Source organism: Oceanospirillum beijerinckii DSM 7166, from assembly GCF_000422425.1.
Classification (GTDB): Bacteria; Pseudomonadota; Gammaproteobacteria; order Pseudomonadales; family Halomonadaceae; genus Oceanospirillum; species Oceanospirillum beijerinckii.
This window is the reverse complement of record NZ_KE383833.1, coordinates 64,057-80,602: the sequence shown is the minus strand read 5'-3', so window position 1 is coordinate 80,602 and position 16,546 is coordinate 64,057. Positions and strand designations below refer to the sequence as shown.

The window sequence follows — 16,546 nt, the reverse complement described above, 5'->3', positions numbered from 1 at the left end:
TAACTGTTAACTAGCTTACCTAGAGCCATTTAAGAAGAAAATTAGCAAAAAACAGGCTTATCTTTCGATTAAATCGAACTGATGATAAAAGGCTGGAGCTGGAGCTGGAGCTGGAGCTGGAGCTGGAGCTGGAGCTGGAGCTGGAGCTGGTGAATATTCCTGATAAGGTAGGAAGAAAGGGTAATATTTATGTACTCACTTTCCCTATATGAATCGAGAAAGTGAGTGTTCATCATCTACTGGCGTGGGTTTACCAGCTGCCATCCTCATTAGGGCGAATCCAGGTATGAGAAAACCAATAGAAACGTGAGGACTTATCGTGTGGTGCGGTGCAATAGTATTCCACCAGGCCCACATCTTCGCCCTGACGGCTTTTAAGCATAAAGCTGGGCTTGTTTTCTGAGCCTCGAAGGTAATGATCAACAGGTAAGCCCTGACCGTTTTTACAGCGTAAACCACTTAATACATAACTGCCGGAATACAGCTCGACGACGGCTTCAGGATGGTTGTTATCATGCAATAAAATACTATTACCTGCTTTCACCCGACGAACAGGCATCGGTAGACTGCTTAGTTTTACTTTAAGGTTCTGGATATTTTTAGCAGAGCCAGTGGCAGCAAAACGAGGTTGGTATGTTGTGCTGCTAAAGCGACTCGCAGGGCCCTGCTGCAGGCCAAAGCCTGTATAGCCCATCTGTTTTATCAGCTTTTTTGCTTGGCTATCTGCTTGGCCCTCAGGGTAGGCAAACAGCGTTGGTTTAATGCCTAGTTTCTTCTGAAGGGCTTTCTCATTCATTTCCAGTTCGCGCTTCAGGCGCGCTTGTTTCTGTTCAGGAAATTCACCGGGTAGGGTTTTGGCCATATTGGTGGCCATCAGGCCCATGGAGCCAATAGTACCGCCTTGGCGGTGTGCTTCTGTCAACTGATCCCAGCTCATATAGAGTGGATGTTCTTTCATAATAGGTGCGGCGGCTACAAATATGGTAAAGGGTAACCCTCGGCGAACAAGTTGAGGCAGGGCATTCTCATAAACGCTGCTGTAGGCGTTATCAAAGGTGATTGCTACGGTTCGATCAGGCAGCTTCTGTTTATTGCGGATGCGCTGAACAATTTTTTCCAATGGCCAGACTTTGTAGTTATTCTGTTCCAGATAATCCAGATGAGAGATAAAGTCTTTTAATGTGGCACTTTTACTGGGAGGTGTGCGATCACTGATATGTTGATATTGCAGGATGACTGCATGGCGTGCAGCTATGGCTTCAGTGACTGGTAGGATCGCCGCTGTAAGTAGTAGGACGAGTTGCCAGAGTCTATTGTTGAGAGCTTTGATCATCTAAAGGCCGCCTTAAGAACTTCCATCGCTTCGTTGATTTCCTGAATTTTAGTGGCATCACCGCCACGGTCCGGATGATGCTGCATGGCTAATTTCCGGTACTGCTTTTTTATTTCGGCAAAAGTGATTGGTTCTTCAAGATCCAGGCATTTTAACGCTCTTGAACTCAGTCCACGAGTAACCTGTTTTTCCTCTTCAATATCGATCTTTTTCCAGAAATTGCGCAGCATGTCATCCAGCTCTTCTTCAGTGGTTTCCTGAAGGGCGCTGAGATCAAGGTAGTAGTCCCGCATGGGGTCTTTTTGGCTCAACAGCTGGTGGCCGAATTCGTAGGGGTGCAGCTTGATATTGACCGCAGAGATTTCAAGAATCCAATGTGCTTTGCGGATTAACTCATCTTTCAGTTCATAAAGTGCGTTATAAACCAGAAAATGGGTGCGAAACAGCGTCATGGTATCTGAGAAGGTTTGGGTTGTGACTTCTATCACCCCCACATCTCCAAGAGCTTTAATCAGAGCGTGTTCGTTCAGCCCCTGAGGGTGGGCCTCCAGTACCAGCTGCAGCGTGTCCAGCAGACGAGATCGTTGCAGAGTATTCATTAGACGCTGTTACCTAAATCTATGCGGAAAACAATTTATACAATGAAGGTTTATCATAAACGCTTTATACATCAAAGTGTTGCCAATTTTCTGTTTTTTTCTACCTGATTTCAGTTTACAAATGTGATGAATTTGGGTAAAAGAGCCAGTTTTTATAACGCACTCAAATAAAAGTTTCCATACAGCGACAGTTGTTTTCTCTGTTAGCTGTAGCTTAGTGATATAACTAAGTACTTTTTTTGGGGATGTATGCCATATATCTTATCCATCCGGAGCGATCATGCAGGAACTATTACCGAAAGAGAAACGCGAATTCAACAAGCTACAAAAGCGTTTACGTCGTCATGTGGGACAGGCGATTGCTGATTTCAACATGATCCAGGAAGGCGACAAGGTAATGGTGTGTTTATCCGGTGGTAAAGATTCCTATACCATGCTGGATATTCTGATGAATCTGCAGAAGAGTGCACCGGTTAACTTTGAGCTGGTCGCGGTGAATCTGGATCAGAAGCAGCCAGGCTTCCCTGAGCATGTGTTGCCGGAATATCTTGCAACTCTGGATGTGGAGTACCACATTCTGGAGCGTGATACCTATAGCATCGTGCAGGAGAAAGTGCCGGAAGGCAAAACCACCTGCGCGCTGTGCTCCCGTCTACGTCGTGGTTCTCTGTATGGCTTTGCGGAAGAGATCGGTGCAACCAAGATCGCTTTGGGTCACCGTAGAGATGATATGTTGGAAGCCCTGTTTCTGAATATGTTCTATGGTGGCACTATGAAGGCGATGCCGCCTAAGCTATTGAGTGATGATGGCAAGAATATTGTGATCCGCCCTCTGGCCTATTGCCCGGAGAAAGATATTGCTGAGTTTGCCGAACTGAAGCAGTTCCCGATTATTCCGTGTAACCTGTGCGGTTCTCAGGATGGTCTGCAGCGTCAGGTGATTAAAGAGATGCTGCAGGGTTGGGAAAAACAACATCCGGGTCGCCTGGAGATTATGTTCCGCGCTATGCAAAATGTAGCGCCATCACAGCTGGCAGATAATGAGCTGTTTGATTTTAAAAACCTGGAACAGAAACAGCTGAGTATGATGGCGAATCGCATCGAAATTGTGGATGCAGCAAGTTAAAAATCAGTTGATAAAAGAAAACGGCAGATCTGTTTTGATCTGCCGTTTTTGTTCAATACTGTTGTCCAGCCTCAGTCTTCAAATGTCATTAAGGCGTAAAAAGACACGTCCTGCTCAATCAGCTTTTCCCGTCCCCCCGCGTCTGGCAGATCAATTAGTGTGCAGGCTTCATGAATACGAGCGGAGAAGCGTCTGACTAGCGCCGCTGCAGCCAACATGCTTTCACCGGATGCGATGGCATCATCAAACAGCAGAACATTGTCATCGGCACTCAGGGCGCTTTCGCTTAAAGCAACGGCTTGATGGCCCAAGGCATTATCGACATTTTCCTCAAAGCTTGGACCTGGAATCATTTGTGGTGGTCGAATACGAATCAGAGGTTTTTGTAAGCGATAGGCCACAATAGATCCGGGTAATAAACCGCTATCACTGACAGTAACTACTGCACTGATATCAGAACCGGTATAACGATGAATTAATAGGTCGCAGGCAATCTGCAGGGCTTTGGGGTCAGCTAATAAGGGGGAAAGGTCTCTGAATTTGTGCCCTTTACTTGGAAAGTCAGGCACACAGGTAACAAGATTCTTAAGATAGACTTGATCGATAATCATACAGGCCTCCTACACTGGGGCAGTTATTCCCTGTGAGCAGGCCTGATGTTATCCAGTGTTATCCAGATCAGTTGTGCTTCGTTATCCGGCCGCGTTGGTGACTTCGACCTGTCGCGCTTCAAAATCCGGTAAACCAGCCAGCTCACTTAAATCATCCATATTAAGAATATGGACCTCTTTGCCGTTAACTGCAATCAGTTCGCTGTTTTGGAAGCGTGTAAATACCCGGCTTACGGTTTCTACTGCCAGACCCAGATAGTTACCTATCTCGTTACGGGACATGGGCAGGCGGAAAGTGTAAGGGGAGTAGCCACGGCGTTTAAAACGGGTGGATAAGTTGGTCAGGAAGGTTGCAACACGCTGTTCAGCGTTTTTCTTGCTCAGCAGCATCATCATCTGCTTATCATCACGTAACTCGCGGCTCATGATACGCAGAATCTGAGACCTTAGTTCTGGCAGTTCTTTCGCCAGCTCTTCCAGGCGTGAGAAAGGAATCTCACAGACGGTGGTGGTTTCTAACGCTTTGGCAGAAACAGGGTAGGTATCACAATCGATACCATCCAGACCCACCAGTTCGCTGGGTAGATGGAAGTTTGTGATCTGCTCTTCACCATCATTGGTCATGGCGTAGTTTTTAACGCTGCCTGAACGTACCGCATACACACAATCAAAACGGTCGCCCTGGTGAAACAGATGCTCACCCTTTTTCAACGGCTGTCTGCGCTTAATGATTTTATCAAGCTGATCAATATCCTCAAAATTGAGGGAAATTGGCAGGCACAGTGAGCTTAAGCTGCAAGTAACGCACTTGGTTTCCTTGCTGGGGTGAAAGCAGATTCCCTTTAGTTGCCCTTTTGGCATGACTGAACTCCGGGCTTTTTTAATAATCGTTGACAATCTAGGTCGTAGTTCATTATGAACATTTTGCCTTTTTACGCAAAGGTTTTTTGACGCATATCAGATTTATTAGCAAAATTTCATCGAAACAAAAAAGTCAGCCTGGGTGAGGCTGACTCTTAATTGAAGTGATAACTCTATAGTAACCAGTTAAATAATGCGGGAATACGACTGCGTTAAGGCTTTTTTATCAAGATACTTATCAAAAGCCATACATACTGCTCGTACCAGTAAGCGACCTGCTGGAGTGACTGTAAATCTGTTTTCTTCGCGAGTCACCAGGCCATCACGGCAATGCTGCTCTAAAAATTCCAGCTCTTCAGCAAAATAAGCATTAAAGTCAATATTAAACTGTTCACCAATCAGGTCGCCATCCAGTTCAAAGTGGCAAATAATCTGGTTAATAACGCTACGGCGCAGAATATCATCCTCGGTCAGCTCAATGCCCTTGATCACCGGTAGACGACCTTCATCAATAGCAGACTGATACTCTTCGATGGTATAAGCGTTCTGACTGTAGGTATTAGCCTGCTGGCTGATGGAAGAGACACCCATGGCGATCAGATCGCAGTCGGAGTGGGTGGTATAACCCTGGAAGTTACGGTGAAGCTTGCCTTCACGCTGAGCGATTGCCAGAGTATCGTCAGGTTTGGCAAAGTGATCCATACCGATATAAACGTAACCGGCTTCAACCAGGCGGTTAATGGTGTGTTCCAGAATCTGCAGCTTGGTATCCGGTGAGGGTAAATCGTCGTTATTGATACGACGTTGAGGCTTAAAGCGCTCCGGCAAATGAGCGTAGTTAAAGACCGAGATACGATCCGGGCTCATCTTGATAATGGTCTCCAGCGTTTCGGCAAAAGTATCTACTGTTTGCAGGGGCAGGCCGTAGATCAGATCGATATTCAGCGAGCGGAAACCTAAACGACGGGCGTGATCCAGAATATCCTGTGTCATCTCTTCTGATTGAATACGGTTAACTGCTTTTTGCACATCCGGGTTAAAGTCCTGCACGCCCAGGCTGACACGGTTAAAGCCCAATTCACGCAGCAGTTCCATGGTTTGACCCGTGGCTTCCCTTGGATCGATTTCAATGGAGAAATCTCCTTCGTCGTCGCCCTGTAGTTGGAAATGCTTGCGGGTTTCTGCCATCAGATCACGCATCTGCTCATGGCTTAGAAAGGTCGGCGTACCACCACCCCAGTGCAGCTGTTTTACCAGGCGGTCATTACTACCGGCTCGTTCGGCTTGCATAGCAATCTCTTTGTAGACCCGTTCCAGGTAAGGTTCAGCCTTTGCGGTGTCCTTTGTGGCGATCTTGTTGCAGCCACAGTAGAAACAGATGGTGTCACAGAAAGGGATATGGAAATACAGCGACAGAGGACTGTCGGCGTCACGGCTGCGTTGTACCGCGGCGTTATACTCGTTTTCACCAAACTGATCGGTAAACTGAACGGCGGTTGGATAGGAGGTGTAGCGTGGGCCTGAGATGTTATAACGCTGAATCAGGTCGTGGTCCCATTCAATTTGGCTCAGATTACTCATGGTATTACCTACTTCTGGCTTTGATCAGGCTGTTAGCTATCAGTCAAAGCTATTAAAAATTAAAAGCGAATCAGTATTAATGGCCGCTGTGGATCAGATCCCCAGAGAATAATGGCATCAGCTGCCAGATTGCAAAGACGATGATCAATATTGCGGATGCTGAACGTAAAATAGGTGATTGGCTGAGCTGTTTAAATTGAGCGGCCAGACCACCAGTGAGGATCATTGCAGGCAGGGTGCCCAGACCAAAGGCCAGCATAATCAGTGCGCCTTCTAAGGGGGATGAGGCTGATAATGTCCAGATTAAGACACTGTAAATCAGGCCACAAGGCAGCCAGCCCCATACTAAACCTAATAACAGCGCCTGTCCTGCATTACGTACAGGCATTAGTTTAGAGGCCAGAGGTTGAAAAAAACGCCAGAGATAGCGTCCTATTCGTTCGATATGCACCAGGCCTTTCCACCAGTTGGCGAGGTAGAGTGCCATCATAATCAACATAACAGAGGCAAAGATGCGTAAGGCGGTGCCAATCGAAATCAGTTGTTCGCTCAGCAAGGTGCCAAAAAAGGCCACTAAAGCACCGGTGAGCGTATAGGTCAGGATGCGACCGAAGTTATAGGCCAACAGATTAGTTATCAGGCTGCTGTGCTGACTACGGGCCAGAGCCAGGGTGCTCATAATACCGCCACACATACCGATACAATGAGCGCCGCCCATCAGGCCAAACAGAAAGGCTGCTGTGAGATTTACCGACTCCATTAGGTGTCCAGCGTGTTCCATGATCAGCTGTCTTTTTTCTCTGCCGCATTCATATTATCAGAGCCTGACCGATCACTTTCGTTGTGACTTTCTGTCTGGGCTTGTGCTGTCTCTTGTGGGGCAGGCTCCGTAGCAGGCTCATCCAAGCCAGCGGCTTTACGGGCTTCTGCTTTCTCTGTGGCTTCGGCATCATCATCGTACAGAATGCTGTAAGCCGGGCCGCTTAAATCATCAAATTGGTTGGAGTCCACCGCCCAGAAAAATGCCCAGATCGCCACGCCCAGCAAAATCAGAGATAGTGGAATTAGCAGAAATAAAATACTCATCTTGGTATCTCGTATAAATGATTTGCTGATTAACCGGTGACCGAAGCTTGCTTGGCCTGATTCGCCGTTTGACTGGTTTGCAGTTTAGGTGCGCCCTTATTTAGGCGCAGGGCATTCATCACCACAATCAGAGAGCTGGCCGACATACCGATGGCGGCCAGATAAGGTGGAATAATCCCTGCTGCGGCCAATGGCAGTGCTGTCAAATTGTAGGCTAATGACCAAGTTAAGTTTTGGCGTATTACGCGGCGTGTTTTACGGCTTAGGATAATGCTGTCGGCAATACGTTGCAGGTGACTGGCCATCAATAGCGCATCGGCGCTGGTTTTAGCCAGATCGGTGGCATTACTCATGGCAATAGACACATCTGCACCGGCCAATACCGGTACATCGTTAACGCCATCACCGACCATAATAATGCTTTCACCCTGAGCTTGCAGTTCTCGGATATAGCTCAGTTTATCTTCTGGCGTAGCACCAGAGCGAACATTGGTGATACCGGTGTGTTCGGCAACGGCTTTTACTGCACCGGATTGATCGCCGGACAGAAGATCCACTTCCAGTCCCAGCGCTTGCAGTGATTGCACTGCTTGGGCTGCATCAGAACGAATATGATCGCCGATAGCAAACCAGGCAATCGGTTGGTTTTCTTTGCCAAGGAGCAGCCACTGGCCTTCGGCGCAAGGGGGGGCAATGGCATCACTTTGGTCGGTGACAAACTCAGGTGTACCGATACGGTAGCTATCGCCCAGAATCTCACCTTCCAGGCCTTTACCCGGTGTAGAGGTCACCTGTTCGGCCAGATAATAACCGCGATATTCATCAAAGGCGCGGGCAATCGGGTGTTCGGAGCTGCGTTCCAGTGCGGCGGCCAGCTTACGGGCTGTATCTGCATCCAGATCGTCAACCAGGGTTTGAGTCTCGGTTAGCACTAAGCGACCTTCTGTCAGGGTGCCGGTTTTATCAAATACAATACGGGTGGCTTGTGCCAGTGTTTCGACAACATGACCGCGGGTAACCAGAAGGCCTTTTTCACGCAGAGCGTTAGTCGAAGTGGTCAGTGCCGTTGGTGTGGCCAGAGATAGCGCGCAAGGACAGGTCACAACCAGTACCGATAGCACAATCCAGAAAGCATCTTCCGGTTTGTGCTGCCACCAGTACAAGCCTACGGCACAGGTGGATATTAATACGCCAAATACAAACCAGTGAGCTACACGGTTGGTGATCTCTGCGGTTTTGGGGCGCTCGGAGAAGGCGCGATCCAGTAGATGTACGATATTAGCCACGCGGGCATTTTGACCTGTTTTTTCCACGCGAATCTTCAGCGGGCTTTCGGTATTCATGGTGCCCGCCAGTACCTTGTCGCCCGCTTGCTTGGACACTGGCATGTATTCACCGGTCAGAGCAGATTCATTCAGGCTGCTCTGGCCTTCGATAATCTCGCCGTCCGCCGGTACGGTATGACCGGGTTTTACCAGCAGGATATCGCCTTCGGCCAGCTCGCGGGTCAGTACCACTTCCTCTTCCTGCTGCTCATTCAGGCGGGTGGTACTGGTAGGAATCAGGGTATTCAGGGCGTTACCACTGCGACCAATCCTGTGCCGGGCACGCATCTCAAGATAGCGGCCAAAGAGCAGGAAGAAGGTGAACATGCTCACCGAGTCAAAATAGACCTCACCACTATTAGTGATGGTGGCCCAGGCGCTGGCAGCAAAGGCAACGCCAATAGCCAGGGAAACAGGTACATCCATAGTGAGATGACGACTGCGGAAGTCCCGAATAGCGGCGCGGAAAAATGGTTGTGCAGAATAAAGAATAACAGGTGTAGAGACGACCAGGGATAACCAGCGAAACAGCATGACATACTGCTCCTCCATATCCTGAAAGGCACCTGCGTAAAGCATTACGGCAAACATCATCGCCTGCATCATACCGACACCGGCAATGATCAAACGACGAATGGTTTTTTTCTCTTCTTTAACCAGGCGTTCCTGTTGTTCGTCGGCCTGATAAGGGAAAGCTTGGAAGCCGATGACAGAGAACAGTGCCATCAGTTTGCTGAGATCAACCTGTTCCGGGTTCCAGCTCAGGCTGGCCCTGTGGTTACTCAGGTTAACGCGTACGCTATCGACGCCTGCGGTTTTACTGATCTGGTGTTCGATCAACCAGACACAGGCCGCACAGGTAATGCCTTCGGTAGCAAGGGACGCTTCCTTATGATGATTATCGAGAGTGCGCACAAAGCTATTTTGTACGTCCTCCCGATCATAAAGGGCAAAGGCAGCTTGCTGTTCGTCGCTGAGTTCATCCGGTCGGGCTGCAGGGCCATCCCGAAAACGGTAGTAGTTTTCTAAGCCACCATTGACAATGGCATGGGCTACGGCTTCGCAGCCCAGGCAGCACATATCGTGTTTTTCATTATCAATAACAACAGAGAAGTTGGAACCGGCAGGAACCGGTTCGCCGCAGTGATAACAGGATAAGCTCATTTCAGCCCTACTTATTGTTCAACCCGATGTACTTCATTGCCGGGCTTTTTATTGTTGAGCACCGGCTTTAAAGATAATAGCTTCGGTAGCAGGGAACTTGCTGCCACCTTTCAAGCGCCAGGTGTTGTCTGCAACGGGTGAAACATCCATATACCAGAAATTCTGCGGAATTTTCTCCAGTTGACCACGGTAGTGGTTGTTGGATATCTGGCTTAAAGCGATCTCATAGTCCAGTGTTGCTCGGGTTGGATTGATCATCTGCAGTCTCAGCTGTTCAGGCCAGCTTTGCAGCTGACCTGCCAGGGTGAGTACAACTTCACCGGTTAGCTCATCCACCTTCATATCGGCAGCCATATTCAGCTCTGCCGCGGTACGGTCCCGTTGGAGCACCTGGTTAATGGCCAGGCCTTCTTTGTAGTAGTTGTCATTCACCGTACCATCAAAAAACTTGATAGACAGGGTCAGCATGGTAATGCCGACAATGACAGTTACTATGAGAGGTACCAGCAGGAACCAGGGCCAAAACTGTTTGTACCACACAGTGGAGTTGCTATTCGTGTTTTGCATGTAAAGTTACCGTTGTACTGCACTGATAAAGCGTGATTCTTTGGTCATTTCATGGCCTGAATTGTCCGAAGATTTCACTGTAATCTGAATGTCCGCGCTCGGTACGTTCATCTTTGATTCGTGAAGGATGATACGTACAGGCAGGTTGATCACCTCGCCGGCGCTTACTGAGACTTCAGTTTGGCCTACGAGTTCCAGTCCGGCCAGACCTTCTACACTCAGAGCATAGTTATGTTCTTTCTGGTCCATATTGGCAATCTTAATGATATAGCTGTTTTCGATATTGCCATTCACATCCATACGGTACAGCTGATTACGATCACGCAGGATCTCCAGCTCCAGAGGTACGCGATCATTCACGGCAATGCCCAGGGCTATAACCATTGCCATCAGAGCGACAAAGTAGCCGATCAGGCGAGGGCGTAGAATATGAGTTTTCTTGCCTTCCAGCTCATTTTCTGTGGTGTAACGGACCAGGCCTCTGTCGTAGCCCATCTTGTCCATCATTTCATCACAGCCATCGATACAGGCGGCGCAGGTGATGCACTCGTACTGCAGGCCGTCACGGATATCGATACCCACAGGACATACCTGAACGCAGACGCCGCAGTCGATACAGTCACCCAGTCCTTCCGCTTTGTAGTCGGCACCTTTCTTGCGGCGACCACGGTTTTCACCGCGAGCGGCATCGTAGGATACCACCAGTGTATCACGATCGAACATTACACTCTGGAAGCGTGCATACGGACACATGTAGATACAGACTTGCTCACGCATCCAGCCTGCATTGATATAGGTTGCCGCAGTGAAGAAGAATAACCACCACATCTCCCAAGGGCCCAGGTCCATCTCCAGGATACGCGGCCCCAGGTCTCTTATGGGAGAGAAATAACCGACAAAGGCAAAAGCTGTTGCCAGAGCGATAGTGAGCCATAGTAAGTGTTTAGCGGTCTTTCTGCGCAATTTCTCACTGGTCATTTCGCTGCGATCCAGCGACATACGCTTGTTGCGCGGCCCCTCCGTGATGCGCTCTGCCCAGATATACAGAAAGGTCCAGACACTCTGTGGACAGGCGTAGCCACACCAAACCCGACCGGCAAATACGGTCATAAAGAACAGCAGGAAGGCGCAGATAATCAGAATCCATGACAGTAGCATAAAGTCATGGGGGAAAAAGGTGTAACCAAATACGTGGAACTGGCGATTCGGTAGGTCAAATAGGATTGCTTGTTTGCCATCCCATTGCAGCCAGGAGAAGGTAAAGTAGGCAACCAGCATCACCCAGTTCAGGATGTTTCTTAAATTGGTGAAGAAGCCAATCGCTTTGCGTACATAAATATGCTTACGTTTTTGGTAGAGATCTTCGCTGTTTTGCAGTTTCTCTTCCTTGCGCCCTTTTGCTGCGCGCAACTCTGCTGCCTTCTTCTGGGCGGCATCGGTAATGTCCTGAGTAGGAATTCTATCCGTCATCTCACTAACCAACCTTATTTTCGTACCAATAGGTTGAACCAGGAAGTTTTTATAATACAGGTTCAGGTGATACTAATTTTACGGGATTTTGCAGGCAGGGGGCAGGGAAAAGGAGTGCGACACTCTGTCGCACTCCTTTAGGTTTACTTGCCTTGAGACAGGCTGTAAACGTAGGCGGTTACCAGGTGAACTTTGTCTTCACCGATGTAACGAGCCTGTGCAGGCATGTGACCGTTACGGCCCAGGCGGATAGACTGTTCAACAGACTTTGCCAGACCCCATTCAGGGTTCAGGTATAGCCAGGTATCGTCAGTCAGGTTAGGTGCGCCCAGCAATTGAACGCCTTTACCGTCAGCACCGTGACATGCAGAGCACATCGCGCCGAAGGTTGCGCCACCTACTTTAGCAGCTGCCGCATCCGTTTCTTTACCGCTCAGGCTCAGAACGTATTGAACCATCTGGTTCACACCTTCGTCGCCCAATACTTCGCCCCAAGCTGGCATCTGGCCGTTACGACCATTGATGATGGTGTGCTCGATTGCCTCGGCAGTACCGCCATACAGCCAGTCGTTGTCGGTCAGGTTTGGAAAACCGTATGCACCGCGGCCATCTGAACCGTGACACAGTGAACAGTTATTAGCGAACAGGCGCTGACCTACTTTCATCGCTTCTGCATCTTTAGCCAGTTGTTCAACTGGAATCTTTGCATATTGCTCGAAAATTGGTGCGTAGTGCTCATCTGCGTAAGCAACTTCTTCAGCCCATTGGCCTTCCTGAGTCCAGCCCAGAACACCTTTGTAGTTACCCAGGCCTGGGTACAGAGCCAGGTAGATCAGGCTGAAAATGATGGTTCCAATAAACATGAAGAACCACCAGCGCGGCATAGGGTTATCATATTCTTCGATACCATCGAAGCTGTGACCCATAGTTTTCACTTCACCTTTAGGTGCAGCTGAGCGGTTGGCAAACAGCACCCACCAGCATCCTGCGATCACGCCTAAGGTGATGACGATGATCCATGCGCTCCAAAAGCTACTCATGGTCTTTTTTCTCCAATTCTGATTTTCTCAGGTTATGGTCATCTTCGTCGGCAAAGGGCAGATTCGCGGCTTCATCGAAGTCGTTCTTCCGTCGTTTGCTATAAGCCCAAAAGATCAAGCTTATAAAGCCCACCATTACAAGAATGGTTAAAATGCCGCGATAGGTATTGATGTCCATTAATCCTTACCGTTTGTCTTTCAGCACAGTGCCCAGCTGCTGAAGATAGGCCACCATTGCTTCGATTTCAGTTTTGCCCTGAACAGAAGCTTTAGCATTTTCGATATCTTCATCAGTGTAAGGCACGCCCAGTGTACGCAGAGTCGCCAGTTTCTTAGCAGTATTGCTACCGTCAAGAGTATTGCTGAACAGCCAAGGGTAAGATGGCATTTTAGACTCAGGTACTACGTCACGAGGGTTGTACAGGTGAGCGCGGTGCCAATCGTCAGAGTAACGACCGCCTACACGAGCCAGATCAGGACCTGTACGCTTGGAACCCCACTGGAATGGGTGATCCCATACAGATTCGCCAGCAACAGAGTAGTGACCATAGCGCTCGGTTTCGGAGCGGAACGGACGAACCATTTGAGAGTGACATACATAACAGCCTTCACGGATGTAGATGTCACGACCTTCAACCTGCAGTGCAGTCAAAGGCTTCAGGCCTTCAACCGGTTGCGTGGTTTGCTTTTGGAAAAACAGAGGTACGATCTCAGCCAGACCACCGAAACTGACCACAACAAGGATCAGTACAATCATCAGGCCGATATTCTTTTCGACGTTTTCGTGTTTCATGTCTCTAGATCCTTACCTTAGGCAGTCTGTGCTACAGGCTTGGCTTCAGCACTACGAACAGTCATGAAGACGTTGTAGGCCATCAGCAGCATACCCAGTACCCAGAATGCACCGCCCATCCAGCGAACGAAGAAACCTGGGTGACTTGCTTCAAGTGCTTCTACGAAGCTGTAAGTCAGAGTACCGTCAGCGTTAACTGCACGCCACATCAGACCTTGCAGGATACCGTTAACCCACATCGCAGCGATGTACAGTACAGTACCGATGGTGGACAGCCAGAAGTGAACGTTGATCAGGTTAGAGCTGTACATAGCCTCTTTACCGAATACACGTGGAATCAGGTGGTAAGTTGCACCGATAGAGATCATCGCAACCCAACCCAGAGCACCCGCATGTACGTGACCGATAGTCCAGTCAGTGTAGTGAGACAGGGCGTTTACAGTCTTGATCGCCATCATCGGGCCTTCGAAGGTAGACATACCGTAGAAAGACAGAGATACAACCAGGAAGCGCAGGATAGGATCGTTACGCAGTTTGTGCCATGCGCCAGACAGGGTCATCATACCGTTGATCATACCACCCCAGGAAGGAGCCAGCAGGATCAGAGACATGATCATACCCAGAGACTGAGTCCAGTCAGGCAGAGCAGTGTAGTGCAGGTGGTGTGGACCCGCCCACATATAAGTACAGATCAGAGCCCAGAAGTGTACGATGGACAGGCGGTAGGAGTATACCGGACGCTCAGCCTGCTTAGGTACGAAGTAGTACATCATACCCAGGAAGCCCGCAGTCAGGAAGAAGCCTACAGCGTTGTGACCATACCACCACTGTGCCATTGCATCGATAGCACCGGCGTATGCAGAGTAAGACTTAGTCATGCTTACTGGCAGAGCGGCACTGTTTACAATGTGCAGGATTGCAACGGTCAGAATAAAGGCCGCGTAGAACCAGTTTGCCACGTAGATGTGGGAGGTTTTACGGATCTTAACTGTCGCCAGGAAGTTGATTGCGTAAGCAACCCAAACCACAGCGATCAGAATATCGATTGGCCATTCCAGTTCGGCGTACTCTTTACCGGACGTCATGCCCAGTGGCAGAGAGATAGCCGCCAGAACGATAATCAGCTGCCAACCCCAGAAGGTGAAGGAAGCCAGAGTATCGGAGAACAGGCGAACCTGACAGGTACGCTGTACTACGTAGTAGGAGGTTGCGAACAGGGCGCTACCACCAAAGGCGAAAATCACGGCGTTAGTATGCAATGGACGTAAACGACCAAAGCTAAGCCATGCAGTGTCAAAGTTAAGTGCCGGCCACACCAATTGAGCAGCGATTAAGACACCGACGGCCATGCCGACGATACCCCAAACGACTGTCATGATGGCGAACTGCCGGACCACCTTATAATTGTAGGTCGGTTGTTCAGTTGCTGTGCTCATGTCAGGTTCCCATTAACAGCGAGTTAGAAAGTAAAGGAATCCAGCCGAAGTCTGTTAAACAACGGCTCTCTTGGCAATGACGCATATCAAGGTATGCGCGACAATTCGCCGCACCGCACCATGGGCTTTGAATCGCGTGCATTAACCGAGAGTTAGAGTGTCATCCTTCGTGTACCCACTTCCTCATAGTAGGTACAAGAAGCGCAGCAATTTTAACAGCAAATTTGCGCTTATGGCATAGCCGAAAGTAGCAAAAACTCAATGGTGATAGGGGTTTGTTGACCTATGTAGGGTTTTTTAATCCTGAGTATAATACTGGGAAAAGCCGTTCTTACGGTCTTTAGGCCTGGTTGTCTTATAAAAAGTATGGGGTAATGAGCATGTGTAAATAAGCTGATCTTTTACTGATTTTGATCAATTTATTGCCGTTTTGGGTTGGCCGAATGTGTGCTTGCTTAAGTGGATAGTTGTGATGATGGTGTTTTGCCATATAAATGAAGCAATAGATGAGGTGATGAAACCCTGTAATCTCGTTCAGTTACGGACTGATTTGTGCTGTAAGCATGCAATATTGAGAGCTCAGAATCTTAAGTGTCATGGGGGAGCTATCTTTTGGGAAAAGGCTGTTTGATCAAAGCAAAGTATTCTGGTTGTTTTCGAAGTCAGTGCTGGTCGTTATATCTGGAGTTTCTTGTGTTCAGTGTTACTGTTGGATCTTTGCTTCCTTTTTAATCATAGTGTTACGGATAAAAGGGTGTACTTTAGACGTCTTTATCTGGTTGGTATCTGTCCTCTTTTATCTGTGTCTTCCAGCATAATGGCGTTATACAAAGGTCTGAAGAAAGGGTTTCTCTCTCTGACTGTCGCGCTAGCCCCGCTGAATAGATAGGTTGCGTAAGCCTATGAAAAATAATTTAATTTTTTTAGAAAAAAGATTTGACTTAAAAATTATTCTGCATATAATTTGCGCCACAAGTTGAGGGGGTGGTTAGCTCAGCTGGGAGAGCGCCAGCCTTACAAGCTGGGGGTCACAGGTTCGATCCCTGTACCACCCACCATTCTTTTTAATTAAAGAGTGGCCCGTTAACTTGAATGATGATATGCGGACCGGTAGTTCAGTTGGTTAGAATACCGGCCTGTCACGCCGGGGGTCGCGGGTTCGAGTCCCGTCCGGTCCGCCAATTCATCACGCGCTGGGTGGTTAGCTCAGCTGGGAGAGCACCAGCCTTACAAGCTGGGGGTCACAGGTTCGATCCCTGTACCACCCACCAATTTTGCTTTAAGCATATTGGCCAGCGCGATTAGCTTGATTTTTAATCTTATATAGTGGACCGGTAGTTCAGTTGGTTAGAATACCGGCCTGTCACGCCGGGGGGTCGCGGGTTCGAGTCCCGTCCGGTCCGCCACTTAAGTTTAAAAATAATTAAGCATCTCCCTGTAGTTGTTTTGGTTTTTTTAATCAGAAGCTACAAGCCAGTGGGTGGTTAGCTCAGCTGGGAGAGCACCAGCCTTACAAGCTGGGGGTCACAGGTTCGATCCCTGTACCACCCACCA

At 48.7% G+C, this 16,546-nt stretch carries 15 protein-coding genes and 5 tRNA genes; 6 read left to right on the top strand and 14 right to left on the bottom strand.

The genetic code is table 11. The features are described 5' to 3' along the window. Window positions 1-250: 250 nt before the first annotated feature. Both H579_RS0123080 and H579_RS0123075 read right to left on the bottom strand, forming a co-directional pair. Window positions 251-1,333 carry a polysaccharide deacetylase family protein gene (locus H579_RS0123080; RefSeq protein ID WP_028302609.1) on the bottom strand — a complete coding sequence of 361 codons (1,083 nt, stop codon included), beginning with the start codon at window positions 1,331-1,333 and terminating at the stop codon, window positions 251-253. Next, entirely contained in the window at window positions 1,330-1,932 is a 603-nt protein-coding gene (locus H579_RS0123075) for a DNA-J related domain-containing protein (protein ID WP_028302608.1), read from the bottom strand. Before H579_RS0123075 ends, H579_RS0123080 begins: the two co-directional genes overlap by 4 nt. 280 nt (window positions 1,933-2,212) lie before the next feature. Between H579_RS0123075 and ttcA the strand changes: the two genes are divergently transcribed. Beyond that, window positions 2,213-3,058 carry a tRNA 2-thiocytidine(32) synthetase TtcA gene (gene ttcA, locus H579_RS0123070; protein ID WP_028302607.1) on the top strand — a complete coding sequence of 282 codons (846 nt, stop codon included), beginning with the start codon at window positions 2,213-2,215 and terminating at the stop codon, window positions 3,056-3,058. Window positions 3,059-3,129: 71 nt separating this feature from the next. Here the strand turns inward: ttcA and H579_RS0123065 are convergent, their stop codons facing one another. From H579_RS0123065 to ccoN, 12 genes are all read right to left on the bottom strand, one after another. Beyond that, window positions 3,130-3,669, bottom strand: a complete 540-nt coding sequence (locus H579_RS0123065; protein ID WP_028302606.1) for a phosphoribosyltransferase family protein — start codon at window positions 3,667-3,669, stop codon at window positions 3,130-3,132. Window positions 3,670-3,750: 81 nt separating this feature from the next. Further along, the gene (gene fnr / locus H579_RS0123060) at window positions 3,751-4,530 is read right to left on the bottom strand and encodes a fumarate/nitrate reduction transcriptional regulator Fnr (RefSeq protein WP_084624317.1); all 780 of its coding nucleotides are present in this window, start codon (window positions 4,528-4,530) and stop codon (window positions 3,751-3,753) included. Window positions 4,531-4,716: 186 nt separating this feature from the next. Next, window positions 4,717-6,111 carry an oxygen-independent coproporphyrinogen III oxidase gene (gene hemN, locus H579_RS0123055; RefSeq protein ID WP_036567322.1) on the bottom strand — a complete coding sequence of 465 codons (1,395 nt, stop codon included), beginning with the start codon at window positions 6,109-6,111 and terminating at the stop codon, window positions 4,717-4,719. A 76-nt stretch (window positions 6,112-6,187) separates the two neighbouring features. Next, on the bottom strand, window positions 6,188-6,871 hold the full coding sequence (locus tag H579_RS0123050) for a sulfite exporter TauE/SafE family protein (protein ID WP_102049423.1): 684 nt from the start codon (window positions 6,869-6,871) through the stop codon (window positions 6,188-6,190). Between the two features lie 23 nt (window positions 6,872-6,894). After that, complete coding sequence (gene ccoS, locus H579_RS27335) at window positions 6,895-7,197, bottom strand: cbb3-type cytochrome oxidase assembly protein CcoS (protein WP_036567320.1); 303 nt, start codon at window positions 7,195-7,197, stop codon at window positions 6,895-6,897. A 29-nt stretch (window positions 7,198-7,226) separates the two neighbouring features. Beyond that, window positions 7,227-9,686: a heavy metal translocating P-type ATPase gene (locus H579_RS27330; protein WP_036567319.1), complete on the bottom strand. Its 2,460-nt coding sequence runs from the start codon at window positions 9,684-9,686 to the stop codon at window positions 7,227-7,229. A gap of 48 nt (window positions 9,687-9,734) precedes the next feature. Further along, window positions 9,735-10,253 (bottom strand): FixH family protein, encoded by a 519-nt coding sequence (locus tag H579_RS0123035; protein ID WP_028302602.1) that lies wholly within the window; start codon window positions 10,251-10,253, stop codon window positions 9,735-9,737. A gap of 6 nt (window positions 10,254-10,259) precedes the next feature. Then, window positions 10,260-11,723, bottom strand: a complete 1,464-nt coding sequence (gene ccoG, locus H579_RS0123030) for a cytochrome c oxidase accessory protein CcoG (RefSeq protein ID WP_028302601.1) — start codon at window positions 11,721-11,723, stop codon at window positions 10,260-10,262. A gap of 143 nt (window positions 11,724-11,866) precedes the next feature. Beyond that, complete coding sequence (gene ccoP, locus H579_RS0123025) at window positions 11,867-12,763, bottom strand: cytochrome-c oxidase, cbb3-type subunit III (protein ID WP_028302600.1); 897 nt, start codon at window positions 12,761-12,763, stop codon at window positions 11,867-11,869. Then, a complete protein-coding gene (locus H579_RS0123020) occupies window positions 12,756-12,941 on the bottom strand; it encodes a CcoQ/FixQ family Cbb3-type cytochrome c oxidase assembly chaperone (RefSeq protein WP_028302599.1) in 186 nt (61 codons plus the stop codon). The genes ccoP and H579_RS0123020 overlap by 8 nt, the downstream gene beginning before the upstream one ends. A gap of 6 nt (window positions 12,942-12,947) precedes the next feature. Next, the gene (gene ccoO / locus H579_RS0123015; protein WP_028302598.1) at window positions 12,948-13,556 is read right to left on the bottom strand and encodes a cytochrome-c oxidase, cbb3-type subunit II; all 609 of its coding nucleotides are present in this window, start codon (window positions 13,554-13,556) and stop codon (window positions 12,948-12,950) included. A 17-nt stretch (window positions 13,557-13,573) separates the two neighbouring features. Then, entirely contained in the window at window positions 13,574-14,992 is a 1,419-nt protein-coding gene (gene ccoN / locus H579_RS0123010) for a cytochrome-c oxidase, cbb3-type subunit I (protein ID WP_028302597.1), read from the bottom strand. A 982-nt stretch (window positions 14,993-15,974) separates the two neighbouring features. Between ccoN and H579_RS0123005 the strand changes: the two genes are divergently transcribed. The 5 genes from H579_RS0123005 to H579_RS0122985 all read left to right on the top strand — a co-directional run bounded on the left by H579_RS0123005 (window position 15,975) and on the right by H579_RS0122985 (window position 16,546). Beyond that, window positions 15,975-16,050: transfer RNA gene (locus H579_RS0123005), tRNA-Val, on the top strand. A 46-nt stretch (window positions 16,051-16,096) separates the two neighbouring features. Beyond that, window positions 16,097-16,173, top strand: a tRNA-Asp gene (locus H579_RS0123000). A 14-nt stretch (window positions 16,174-16,187) separates the two neighbouring features. Continuing rightward, window positions 16,188-16,263: transfer RNA gene (locus H579_RS0122995), tRNA-Val, on the top strand. 57 nt (window positions 16,264-16,320) lie between these two features. Continuing rightward, window positions 16,321-16,398 (top strand) — tRNA-Asp (locus H579_RS0122990). A gap of 72 nt (window positions 16,399-16,470) precedes the next feature. Further along, window positions 16,471-16,546: transfer RNA gene (locus tag H579_RS0122985), tRNA-Val, on the top strand.